Origin of the sequence: Enterococcus rivorum (assembly GCF_001742285.1) — a bacterium.
Classification (GTDB): domain Bacteria; phylum Bacillota; class Bacilli; order Lactobacillales; family Enterococcaceae; genus Enterococcus_L; species Enterococcus_L rivorum.
In genome coordinates this window covers 60,246-72,072 of sequence record NZ_MIEK01000003.1, presented here as the reverse complement: position 1 = coordinate 72,072, position 11,827 = coordinate 60,246, and the positions used below count along the sequence as shown (strand labels likewise).

10 protein-coding genes are annotated in these 11,827 nt (G+C 35.0%); 3 read left to right on the top strand and 7 right to left on the bottom strand.

Annotated elements, in window-relative coordinates; genetic code table 11:
* Nucleotides 1–168 precede the first annotated feature (168 nt).
* From BCR26_RS02030 to BCR26_RS02000, 7 genes are all read right to left on the bottom strand, one after another.
* Entirely contained in the window at nt 169–1,800 is a 1,632-nt protein-coding gene (locus tag BCR26_RS02030) for a peptide ABC transporter substrate-binding protein (protein ID WP_069697299.1), read from the bottom strand.
* A 31-nt stretch (nt 1,801–1,831) separates the two neighbouring features.
* The gene (locus BCR26_RS02025; protein ID WP_069697298.1) at nt 1,832–2,209 is read right to left on the bottom strand and encodes an OsmC family protein; all 378 of its coding nucleotides are present in this window, start codon (nt 2,207–2,209) and stop codon (nt 1,832–1,834) included.
* Nucleotides 2,210–2,403: 194 nt separating this feature from the next.
* A complete protein-coding gene (queG, locus tag BCR26_RS02020; RefSeq protein WP_069697297.1) occupies nt 2,404–3,552 on the bottom strand; it encodes a tRNA epoxyqueuosine(34) reductase QueG in 1,149 nt (382 codons plus the stop codon).
* 73 nt (nt 3,553–3,625) lie between these two features.
* Nucleotides 3,626–4,273: an HAD family hydrolase gene (locus tag BCR26_RS02015; protein ID WP_069697296.1), complete on the bottom strand. Its 648-nt coding sequence runs from the start codon at nt 4,271–4,273 to the stop codon at nt 3,626–3,628.
* Between the two features lie 13 nt (nt 4,274–4,286).
* On the bottom strand, nt 4,287–4,781 hold the full coding sequence (locus BCR26_RS02010) for a gamma carbonic anhydrase family protein (protein WP_069697295.1): 495 nt from the start codon (nt 4,779–4,781) through the stop codon (nt 4,287–4,289).
* A 267-nt stretch (nt 4,782–5,048) separates the two neighbouring features.
* Entirely contained in the window at nt 5,049–6,815 is a 1,767-nt protein-coding gene (gene efrB / locus BCR26_RS02005) for a multidrug efflux ABC transporter subunit EfrB (protein ID WP_069697294.1), read from the bottom strand.
* On the bottom strand, nt 6,812–8,542 hold the full coding sequence (locus tag BCR26_RS02000) for an ABC transporter ATP-binding protein (RefSeq protein ID WP_069697293.1): 1,731 nt from the start codon (nt 8,540–8,542) through the stop codon (nt 6,812–6,814). The genes efrB and BCR26_RS02000 overlap by 4 nt, the downstream gene beginning before the upstream one ends.
* Before the next feature lie 455 nt (nt 8,543–8,997).
* Here BCR26_RS02000 and BCR26_RS01995 point away from each other — a divergent pair, with 455 nt between their 5' ends.
* The 3 genes from BCR26_RS01995 (at nt 8,998) to rnjA (ending at nt 11,747) form a co-directional block, all read left to right on the top strand.
* The gene (locus BCR26_RS01995; protein WP_069697292.1) at nt 8,998–9,384 is read left to right on the top strand and encodes a YbaN family protein; all 387 of its coding nucleotides are present in this window, start codon (nt 8,998–9,000) and stop codon (nt 9,382–9,384) included.
* 478 nt (nt 9,385–9,862) lie between these two features.
* A complete protein-coding gene (locus tag BCR26_RS01990; RefSeq protein ID WP_069697291.1) occupies nt 9,863–10,075 on the top strand; it encodes a DNA-directed RNA polymerase subunit epsilon in 213 nt (70 codons plus the stop codon).
* Nucleotide 10,076: 1 nt separating this feature from the next.
* Complete coding sequence (gene rnjA, locus BCR26_RS01985) at nt 10,077–11,747, top strand: ribonuclease J1 (protein WP_069697290.1); 1,671 nt, start codon at nt 10,077–10,079, stop codon at nt 11,745–11,747.
* The last annotated feature ends 80 nt before the right edge of the window (nt 11,748–11,827 follow it).

The following is an 11,827-nucleotide window of genomic DNA, read 5'->3' as shown; positions in this document are numbered from 1 at the left end:
AAAACCTCTATTTAATCACACAATTAAGCCTTAATGCTTTCATTAAATAACATTTTGTTTGATTCACAAAAAAAAAGAGTAGCTATTGTATAGTTGTTCTATAATAATCAGATATTCAACCTAATTTACAAAGAACAAAGAATACTCAACGACTCTTTTTCATCTATTCTATTTTTCTAATCGAATATATTTAAAACTATAAGGGGAACCAAATGCATGTTTCACAACACCTGTCACTTTTTTATTTTGTAACAACGCTGTTTGCTGCTGATAGATAGGTGCAATTGTGTAATCTTCCGCAAGTAACAGACGTTCTGCTTCAAGTAAGTCAGACCATCGCTTCTCTTCATCAGAAGCATCCGTTGTCATCGCTGCTTGAATCAAGGCATCGTATTTAGAATTGCTATAGTTCACGTGATTTAAGCCCGAAGTTGATTCAAACATATCTAAATAGGTTATTGGATCTTTAAAGTCAGGCATCCATTGTCCAAAAACAAGATCATAATCTCCTGACAAATAGCGATCCTGTAAATTATTACTTGGTAAGGTCGTTATTTCAAGGGTAAGACCAGGTAAAACTTCACTAATTTGTCCAGCTAGATATTCCGCAATTTTTTTCTCAGTATCTGTATCTTTCGTTAAATAAACTAAGTTTAATTCTTTTACACCAAGTTCACTCTTGGCTTGTTTCCACGCGTCAGTTGCTGCTTCTTTATCAAATTTTTGTTGGGTACCACTTTCTGTTCTAAAATCTTCTCCTGTTTTAGGATTTTCTACAAAATTCTTAGGAACAAAGCCTGTCGCTGCAATCGAGCCATCTCCTAAGATATTTTCTACAAATTCTTCTCGATTAATAGATAAAGCTATTGCTTTTCTTAAAGACTGATTCTCTAAAGCTTTCCCACTCCCTTGGTTAAAGCGAAGATACCCCACTTTGGTGTCATTTTGATTTTGAAAGTCTGCATCATTTTTATATTGCTTAGAAAATTCACCATCTAGCACCACTCGATCAAGCTCATCGGTTTGATACAAATTAACTGCTGTACTTGTAGATTTTACTACTGTTGTTTTTATTTCATCCATTGCTACATTTTTAGCATCCCAATAGTCTGGATTTTTTACATAGCTCCAAGTATCAGAATTTTGAGTCCAACCAGCTAAAAGAAACGGTCCGTTGTATAACGTTGTCTCGCTGGAAGTCCCATAGGATGTCCCTTGTTTTTTTGCAAATTCTTCATTGATAGGAAAAAATGTTTCAAAGGTTAATAATGAAGTAAAGTAAGGAATTGGTTTGATTAGGTGCACAACTAGCGTATAATCATCAGGTATTTCTACTCCTAACTTTTCTGGTGCCATTTCCCCTTGATAGATGGCTTCCGCATTTTTAATTGAGGACACAAATAAACTAGCATAGGAAGGTGCTGTTTCTGGTGTTACAGCTCGTCTCCAGGCATATAAAAAATCTTTTGCAGTTACTGTTTCACCATTTGACCATTTTGCATCTTTTCTTAAGGAAATAGTATAGGTTTGTTTGTCCTCACTAATTATCGGTAGTTCTTTAGCGACTGCCGGAATGGTTTCATCTTTTTCATTCAATTGATACAAGCCTTCTAATACCTGATTTTGTGCGTTAAAACTGGTAAAATCTTCTTCTTGTGTAGTATCTAACGTTAATAATTCTGCTGGTTCAGTAAAATGAACGATTTTTTTCGTTTCACTTACCGGCTCCGCCTCTTTAGAAGAGCTGCACCCTGTCAAAAGAAGTAACACTAAGCCACTAGCCATTAAAATTTTTTTCATCATAATCCCCCTTTTCAAAACGAATAAGTAACTAAACGAATATTACTTGTTCAAAAACTTTAATCTCAGGATCTAAAGATTGCATGACTGGACAATTTTTAGTAATCAGTTTTGTTGCCCTTTCAGCTTTTCCTTGTTCACTTTCTGGCACTTCTAAGTAAAAAGTAATAGTGACTTCACTTAATGGCTTTGCTGGTTTAGTTTCAGATCGTTCATAAGCTACTTCTACTCGCTGGGTTTTATAAGTTATTTTCGAGTTTGTTAAAACCCTTTCATAAACATAAGCACCACAGGCTGCTATTGAAGCGACTAATAATTCTACTGGCGAAAAGCCTATTTCCTTTTTAATTATCCAATTTCCATTTTTGTGAATCAGCTCAATTCCTTTTTCTGTTGAAATAAGTTCCATGCTGGACACTCCTTTTCTTTCCCGTTTCATTTTACTTACTTTTTGTGTGTTTAACTCCCCTTATAATAATACAAAAAAATGGAAAAGGATAATAAGGATTCTTAGTCATGATAGAGAAAAGCTATCACTCTTTTTTATTCAACAAAAAAATAAGAGGAACAAAACCAAACATTTGGTTTTCTCTCTCTTATTTCCTATTTTTTGTTTGCCAGATGTTTCTCAGCAAGCTGTATTTCGTTTTGGACTTCTACATCTGTCTCTGATTTTTGTAAATCACTTAAAATAGACAACCATTTTTCTGGTTCGCGATTCCCTAGTTTTCCTATGGCCCAGATTGCTGTTCCTCGAATCACAGGGCGCACGTCTTTGGTACACTCTAAAATATCAGGTAAAGCACTGCGATCCCCTAGGTTTGCTAAAGCAATTAAGGCATTTCTTTGAATCGGTTTCTTTCCACGCCAAGCCCCCGATAAGTGCCCAAATGTTGCCTTAAATTCTTTGTTCGTTATAGCCAGCATTGGCTTTAATTTAGGATACACAATTTCAACTTCTGGTTCCATTTCTTTATGAAAATGATTGTCTTTGCCTTTATTGTAAGGACACACTAATTGACAAATGTCACAGCCATAGATAACATTATGCATTTTCTTACGGTATTCTTCTGGCATAAATCCTTTTGTTTGAGTTTGATAAGAGAGACAGCGTTTGGCATTCATTCTACCATCTCCTAGCAATGCTTCTGTCGGACAAGCCTTCACACATCGAGTACAGTCTCCACAACCAAAAGCAACTGGTTGATCCACTTCAAACTCGATATTTGTGATAATTTCTCCTAAGTAAACGAATGAGCCAAATTCTTCAGTAATTAGCAACCCGTTTCTACCAACGAATCCTAAGCCTGCTCTCTGAGCCACTGCAACATCCACTAACTCGCCAGTATCAACTTGTGGTGCAAACCGCCACTGCGCTATTTCTTCTAAAGATTCTGCTTGTTGTCGAATAAAAGCAATTAATTTTTCTAAGCGCTCTTTCAAGATATCATGATAATCAATTCCCCATGAAGCTCTAGCAAACTGACCTCTTTTTTCATCTCTCGGCACTTTCTCTTTTATCCTAGTTGGATATGCTAATGCAATTGAAATAATCGTTTTAGGGTTTTCAAACGTTTTTTCCGGATAAATTCTTTCTTCTATTACTGGATGTTCAAAACCACTAGTAAATCCACGGTCTTTTTGCTCTCGCAAAGAAGCTTCCAAATCAGAAAATGGCTCTGCCGAAGCGAAACCAATTTTATCAATTCCCAGCTTTTTACTTTCAGCAATAATTTTTTCTTTTAATGTCATGATTTCCTCCAAAGCCTTTCATCAAATGACAATTTTTATGTCTGTTAACTTTTTTAATTATAAAAGTTTAGCTCTATAGTACCAATTTTGTGATATCTTGTGGTTTTTCAATAATATAAGTAGCTCCAGCTGTTTTTAGTTCCTCGTAATTACCAAAACCATACAATACTCCGATACTCTCAAGTCCATTTTCTTTCGCACCATTAATATCATGACTTCGATCGCCAATCATAATCGTTTTGTCACTAGTTGTGATTTTCGCTTTATCCAACCCATAGCGAATTACAGTTGCCTTTTGAGAACGAATCCCATCAAGACTTGCCCCATAAATTCCTTGAAAAAAACTTGCCAGTTGAAAGTGAATTAAAATTTTTTCGGCATAAATTTCTGGTTTTGAGGTCGCAATATATAATTGACAATCAGATTGTTGTAGCGTTCGCAATACTTCGACGATTCCCTGATAAATTTTATTTTCAAACATGCCCGTTGTTTCATAATATTCTCGGTAATAGATAACCGCTTGCTGGGCTTCTATGTCTGACAAGTCAAACATCTTTTGAAACGATTCTATTAGTGGCGGTCCAATAAACACGCGCAAATTTTCTCTATTAGGAACAGGTAGATTCAGCTTGTTCAAAGAAAAAATTATGGAGTTCAAAATTCCATCTTCTGAATCAGTAATCGTTCCATCTAAATCAAAAAAAATATTAGTATATTTCATATAGGCTCCTGTCTTATTTTCCTTTTATTTGTTGATAAATTCCAGCTTTGTGTTCTTTAGAAAGCTTTGTATAGTGTTGTGCATTTTTTTGATTCGCTACAATTTCTTCTTCTGTTAACTCTCGAATAACCTTCGCAGGTCTTCCAAAAGCCAAAACATTCGGCGGAATAATTTTCCCTTCTGTTACTAAAGAACCCGCACCGATTAAACTGTTTTCCCCAATCACTGCACGATTTAGAATCGTCGTTCCCATGCCGATTAAAGCACCATTCTCGATAGTACAACCATGAAGCAAGCATTGATGCCCAACTGTTACTGCATTTCCAATCGTGACGGGCATTCCTTTATCAGTATGAATAATCGTTCCATCTTGAATGTTACTTCCGTCACCAATTGTGATTGAGTCATTATCTCCTCGTAAAACAGCTTGAAACCAGATACTACTCTTTTTTCCTAAATGAACATTTCCGTAAACATCTGCACTGCTTGCTATGAAGTAGTCTTTCATTCTGCACTCTCCTCGCCTTTCCTATTAATTATTAGTATACCAAATTTGAGCAATTATTTTTACATGGATGTTTCTTCACTAAATAAGAAGGAAATTAAGACAAAAGTGTTCCGCTTAATTCCGAAGATTTTTAAGAACTTTATACTTTAGCATATAGAGCTTAATGAGATTGAAGCAAAGGGCAATGGCTACATTTTTTGACTGTTTCTTTAACTTAAAAGAGCGAGACAAAACTAATTTATAGTTTTATCCCACTCTCTTCATCTTTTAATCATAATCGCCATCTTCAGCAAATTGACTATTATATAGTTTTTCGTAAAATCCACCTTGTTCCAACAATTCTAAATGCGTGCCTTTTTCAATAATCTCTCCTTGATTCATCACTAAAATCAAGTCAGCTTCACGAATAGTGGATAAACGGTGCGCAATCACAAAACTGGTTCTTCCTTTCATCACTTGATCCATTGCTTTTTGAATTAAAGCTTCTAATCGAGTATCAACAGAGCTAGTTGCTTCGTCTAATATTAAAATTCTTGGATTAGAGATGACTGCTCGAGCAATCGTCAACAACTGTTTTTGTCCTAAAGAAACGTTGTCGCCTTCTGAGTTGATCTCCATCTCGTAGCCATCAGGCATCGTCCGAATAAAATGATCGACATTCGCTGTTTTCGCAGCATCTACTACTTCATAATCGGTCGCACCCAATTTACCAAAACGGATATTATCGGCAATTGTTCCTTCATATAGCCAAGCATCTTGTAATACCATTCCAAAAACAGAGCGAACATCACTACGATCCATTTTCTTAGTATCAATGCCATCTATTTTTATTGCCCCTTCATTTACATCGTAAAAACGCATTAACAAGTTAATTAATGTCGTTTTCCCTGCTCCTGTCGGTCCAACAATCGCTACCGTTTGGCCTGCTTCCACCTCAAAATTAAGATTTTTAATTAAAGGTTTCTTAGAATCATAACTGAAGCTAACGTTGTCAAATTGAACAGAACCCTGAACTTTTTCTGGCAATGATACATCTACTTCATTTAATTCTTCTTCTTTTTCATCTAATATTTCAAAGACACGAGAAGTGGCAGCTGATGCACTTTGTAGCGCCGCAGATAATTGTGTAATATTCCCCATCGGCTGACTAATTTGCCAAATATACTGAATAAACGCTTGTAACTGCCCCACTGCAATAACGCCAGTAATTACATAGTAGCTTCCTAAGACAGACATACTAATGTAACTACTATACGCTGTCAACTGAACAAGTGGCAACATCAGTCCAGATATAAAGGTTGCTTTAAAACCAAAACTATTCAATCGGTGATTTACTTTTTTAAAGCCTTCTAACGTTTCCTTTTCGCGACCATAAAGTTTTAAAACACTAAACCCAGTCATGTTTTCTTGAACAAATCCGTTCAAACTTCCAAGCGCATTTTGCATTCCTTGAAAGTGTTTTTGCGAAATTTTAACAATCGTTTTTGAAATAATTAACGACAATGGAATCATGATAATCGCAATAACAGCCATAAATGGATTAATGACAAACATCATCACCACAGCCATCAGGATTCCTAATAATGCTGCAACAATATTAATAAAGCTTTGTTGCATTGCATTACTCACGGCATCTACATCGTTCGTTACACGAGATAAAATATCTCCTTGTTGATTTCTATCAAAATAAGAAACTGGCAAACGATTGATTTTTTCATCAATATCTCGACGTAAATCACGCATCGAATGTTGAACAACTGAAGTCATTAAAATTCCTGATAAAAATTGAGCTGCACAGTAACCAATTCCTACAAAGAAGATCCAAATTAGACAATTGATGATGTATGGAAAATTTAATTTTTCCCCTGCTGCAATATTCTTACTAATTTCAGTAATAGGTAACCCAGATACGTACGGCATCGCTGCATTAAAAGCAACAGTTAAAACGGTAAAGATTAGAACTAAAATGAACGTTCCTTTGTATGGTTTAATATATTGACCTAAACGCTTGATAGAAGAAATGGCTTTTTTCATGCTAATTCCTCCTCTGACAATTGAGAAGCCGCAATATCATAATAAATTGGACATTTCTCAAGTAATTCTTGGTGAGTTCCGATTCCGACAACATCACCTTCGTTTAAGACAACGATTTTATCTGCATGCATGATTGTGCCTACTCGTTGGGCGACAATTAAAACAGTTGATTCTGTCGTTTCTTTTTTTAACCTTGCTCGAAGATTAGCGTCTGTTTGGTAATCCAATGCAGAAAAACTATCATCGAAAATATAAATTTCTGGCCGTCTAATCACCGCTCTAGCAATTGCTAAACGTTGTTTTTGTCCACCAGAAAAATTCGTTCCGCCTTCTGATAACAATTCATTATAGCCATCAGGTTTTTGAGAAATAAATTCGGTCGCCTGAGCAATGTCAACTGCCGTTTCCATTTCTTCCATAGTAGCGTCTTCTTTTCCGTAACGAAGATTGTCTTCAATTGTTCCAGTAAATAGTAACGCTTTTTGTGGAATGTAACCAATTTTATTTCTTAAAGCACTCAATTGATAGTCGCGGACATCCACACCATCAATCAATACTTGTCCCTCTGAAACATCATAAAATCTAGGAATTAACTGAATCAACGTGGATTTCCCACTACCAGTACTCCCGATAAATGCAACTGTTTCTCCTGGTGATGCCGTAAAACTTACATTACGAATAACCGGACTTTCAGCATGTCCTGGATAAGCGAAGGTCACATTTTTAAATTCTAAATAACCTTTTGTTTGCGTTTCAGATATGCCCTCTTCATTTTCGTAGATAGCTGGTTCCATATCAAATGCTTCTTGAATCCTACGAGCTGAAACAGCTGCACGAGGATACATCATGAAAACACTAGCAAACAGCATAAAAGAAAATAACGCATGGAAGATATATTCGATAAAAGCAATCAAATCCCCCACTAATAAATTGCCACTATCAATTTGCAAAGCACCTTTCCAAATAATTAGCACCATAACAATATTAAATAGAAAGAAGAAGCCTGGCTGAGCTGCAGCCATTAAACGGAATAAACTTTTTGAGCTTTTTGTGTACGCCTCATTCACTTTTGCAAAACGACTTTCCTCAAATTTCTCATTTACAAAAGCACGAATGACTCTTAATCCAGAAAGGTTTTCTCTCAAAATCCCATTGATACCATCAAGGTTTTTTTGCTGATTATTGGACAGTGGTTCCGATATTTTCGCAATCAATACTACGGCAGCCAGTAAAACAGGTAATGCCACTAAAACAAAAATTCCTAAAGAAGGACTCGTTCTCATTACCATATACAAACTGACAATAAACATCATGGGTGTCATAAAACCCATTCTTAAAATATTTCCCATAAAAAGCATAATTTGATATGCATCATTGGTAGTTCTAGTAATTAAAGAAGAAACACCTATTGTTTCATATTCACGGTGGGAAAAAGTCTGAACTTTTTCAAATAAATCATCTCGAATATCTCGAACAATATTGGTGGTTATTCTTGCTCCAAAATACCCTAACATAATATTCATGGCTACGCCAACAACGGTAATTACAACCATCAATAACCCCTGTTGCTTCACATACTCAAAATCATTATTTGCAATTCCTTTATCAATCATTCTTGCCAAAATCGTTGGCAAACCTAACTCAATTAAAATAAATCCAAAAACACAAATGAAATCAGCAAACAATAATTTCTTATATTTCATCGTGTAACGCCACATTAATTTCAACCAATCATCTCCTATCCTAATTCTGAACCCAGTACTCCCACTATATCATAAAAAACATCTTGAGGAAAATGAAAAACAAGGAGTTTATCATCACTATATATAGAAAAGATAGAGATACAATATGATAAAAAAAAGATAGACTCGCTCTATTTATCTGAATGAAAAAGTAACTGAAAACATGTGATAATTGATTCTTCTTACAAAATAATTGTAGAATCGTTCTTCCTTAAATTCATTTATCTATTTTATATTCTGAAAACCAAATTATCTTAACCAAATGCGATTAAAAATCAAATAGAAAGATATAAACATGCCAACAATGATTCTTTCTCTGCTGTTTTAGTATTGTAAAAAATTGAAAATGGTCATCTAAGTTCGATTTGATTACAACATTTATGAAACATGCTATACTAAACAATATTAAAATTTTCAAGAAAGTAGCTGAAATAAAGGTCATGAAAAAAATCATTTTTATTTTATCAGGATTTATTACTTTTGGTTTAGGAACCTTAGGGATTTTTCTGCCTATTTTACCCACAACTGTTTTCTATATTGCTACAGCTTTTTTATGGATGAGAAGCTCCGATCATTTGTATGCAAAATTTATACAGTCTAGTTACTACCAAAAATATATTCAAGAATCTTTAGTAGAGAAGAAAATAACATTTTGGGGCAAAGTAAAACTTTTTTCTACGATATTTATCGTTTTCTTAATTCCTTGTTTACTTGTTAAAAATCAAATGATGACCATTACTTTGTCTGTCGTTTTTGTGCTACATTTTATTCTATTAAATTGGTATTTCAATAAGAAAACTCGTGTGCCTTTAGAAGAAGAAAAATAAATTGTTTTTTACTAATTCGACTTAGCACTTTCTATACTTATTAGTCATTCTGTGATAAAATGTTTTTAATTGTTGTTTCAAACAACACAAGGGACGGTTGAAATTAGTAGTATTTTTTTATAAAGCAATGACAAATGGAGCAAAGTCGAGGCTTCATTTCACTATTAACCTTTTGTTTTTAGTGACAGTTGTTTTTTTAGGTGGTTGGCCACCTCATTTTGGTGTGTTCTAATATTCGTTATTTTTTAAATCAGATGATAGTCCAAGGGGTATTTTTTTCTACCTTTACTCATTTATTAAAAATAATGAATCTACACCAAATGATCCCTCTATACCACTACTGTCTACTGTTCTTAACAATCTCTCGCTACCTTTTCACGCCTTCTATCGTCTGAAATATTAGGATGATAAAATATATTTAATTACTGTAAAATAAAAAATAATACTCTGCTACTAGCAGAAAAAGGAGAATAAAACAATGATTTACAAAGTTTATTATCAAGAAACAAAAACAAGAAACCCAAAAAGAGAAGATACAAAATCGCTTTATATGGAAGCTGAGAATGACATTATTGTGAGACAGCTTGTTGAAGAAAATACACCATACAACATTGAATACATCCAAGCGTTGGATGAGAACCATTTAGCCTACGAACAAGAACATGCGGAATTCTCTTTAACGGAGTTTTAGTATGAAAGTAAATATTAAAAACAACGAAACTGGTGTTTTTGCTATTGGCGGATTAGGAGAAATCGGGAAAAATACTTACGGTGTTCAATTTCAAGATGAAATCATTATTATTGACGCTGGGATAAAATTTCCAGAAGACGATTTGCTTGGTATTGATTACGTTATACCTGATTACAGTTATATCGTTCAAAATCTCCATAAAGTAAAAGCACTTATTATTACCCACGGACATGAGGATCATATTGGTGGTGTTCCTTATCTGCTTCGTCAGGCAAATATTCCAATTTATGCAGGACCACTTGCTCTCTCTCTGATTACAAATAAACTGGATGAACATGGTCTATTGCGTGATGCAACCTTACATGAAATTAATGAGGACACAGTGATTCGTTTCAGAAAAACCTCTATTAGTTTCTTCCGTACGACACACAGTATCCCAGATGCATTAGGAGTTGTTGTAAAAACTCCTTCTGGAAATATTGTAGCAACCGGTGACTTCAAATTTGACTTTACTCCTGTAGGGGAACCAGCGAATTTACATCGCATGGCGAAACTTGGAGAAGAAGGCGTTTTGTGTTTACTATCAGATAGTACAAATGCTGAAATTCCAACCTTTACAAAATCGGAAAAAACAATCGGTTCATCTATTCTAAAAATAGTTGAAAAAGTTGAAGGTAGAATTATCTTTGCTAGTTTCGCTTCAAATATTTTCCGCTTACAACAAGCCGCAGAAGCCGCTGTTCAAACAGGTCGCAAGATTGCTGTTTTTGGACGAAGTATGGAAAATGCAATCGTAAATGGAGAACGCTTAGGCTACATTAACGTGCCAAAAGGAACCTTTGTAGATGCTTCTGAATTGAACCAACTACCTGCCGGTGAAACAATGATTTTATGTACTGGCTCTCAAGGGGAACCAATGGCTGCTTTAAGTAGAATTGCTAACGGTACCCATCGTCAAATCTCTGTGCAGCCTGGTGACACGGTAATCTTTTCAAGTTCGCCAATTCCAGGAAACACTACAAGTGTGAACCGTCTTATCAACTTACTTTCTGAAGCAGGTGCTGAAGTGATTCACGGTAAGATAAACAATATTCATACTTCTGGTCACGGTGGACAAGAAGAACAAAAATTAATGCTCCGCTTGATGAAACCAAAATTCTTTGTGCCTGTGCACGGTGAGTTTAGAATGTTAAAAATTCATGCTTCTCTTGCGCAAGATACAGGGGTTCCGGCAGAAAATTGCTTTATCATGGAAAATGGAGATGTTTTGGCACTGACTTCAGAAGAAGCTCATGTTGCTGGACATTTCAATGCAAACGATGTATATGTTGATGGTAACGGGGTTGGCGATATTGGGAATGTCGTTTTAAGAGATCGCCGTATCCTTTCAGAAGAAGGCTTAGTCTTAGCTGTTGCTACTGTAGATATCAAAAACAAAGAAGTTTTAGCAGGTCCAGACATTTTATCTAGAGGTTTTGTTTATATGCGAGAATCTGGTGAAATGATTCACGAAGGACAACGTATTTTGTTCAATGCTTTAAGACAAGCATTAAAAGAAGAAAATTGTACTGAAGCAAAATTATGTGATGCTTTATCTACAGCTTTACAACCATTCTTATTTGAAAAAACAGAGCGTCACCCAATGATCTTACCAATGATTATGACGACTTAATTTAATAAAAAAGATAGGATTGTATGAATCAGCATAGAAAAACTGGTTCATACAATCCTATTTTCAAGCGATAAACAGCT

Excerpts from the sequence above, each read along its gene's own strand:
- queG (WP_069697297.1), bottom strand. The coding sequence starts at position 3,552 with ATGACATTAAAAGAAAAAATTATTGCTGAAAGTAAAAAGCTGGGAATT.
- BCR26_RS01990 (WP_069697291.1), top strand. The coding sequence starts at position 9,863 with ATGATTTACAAAGTTTATTATCAAGAAACAAAAACAAGAAACCCAAAA.
- efrB (WP_069697294.1), bottom strand. The coding sequence starts at position 6,815 with ATGAAAAAAGCCATTTCTTCTATCAAGCGTTTAGGTCAATATATTAAA.
- BCR26_RS01995 (WP_069697292.1), top strand. The coding sequence starts at position 8,998 with ATGAAAAAAATCATTTTTATTTTATCAGGATTTATTACTTTTGGTTTA.
- BCR26_RS02010 (WP_069697295.1), bottom strand. The coding sequence starts at position 4,781 with ATGAAAGACTACTTCATAGCAAGCAGTGCAGATGTTTACGGAAATGTT.
- rnjA (WP_069697290.1), top strand. The coding sequence starts at position 10,077 with ATGAAAGTAAATATTAAAAACAACGAAACTGGTGTTTTTGCTATTGGC.
- BCR26_RS02025 (WP_069697298.1), bottom strand. The coding sequence starts at position 2,209 with ATGGAACTTATTTCAACAGAAAAAGGAATTGAGCTGATTCACAAAAAT.
- BCR26_RS02015 (WP_069697296.1), bottom strand. The coding sequence starts at position 4,273 with ATGAAATATACTAATATTTTTTTTGATTTAGATGGAACGATTACTGAT.
- BCR26_RS02030 (WP_069697299.1), bottom strand. The coding sequence starts at position 1,800 with ATGAAAAAAATTTTAATGGCTAGTGGCTTAGTGTTACTTCTTTTGACA.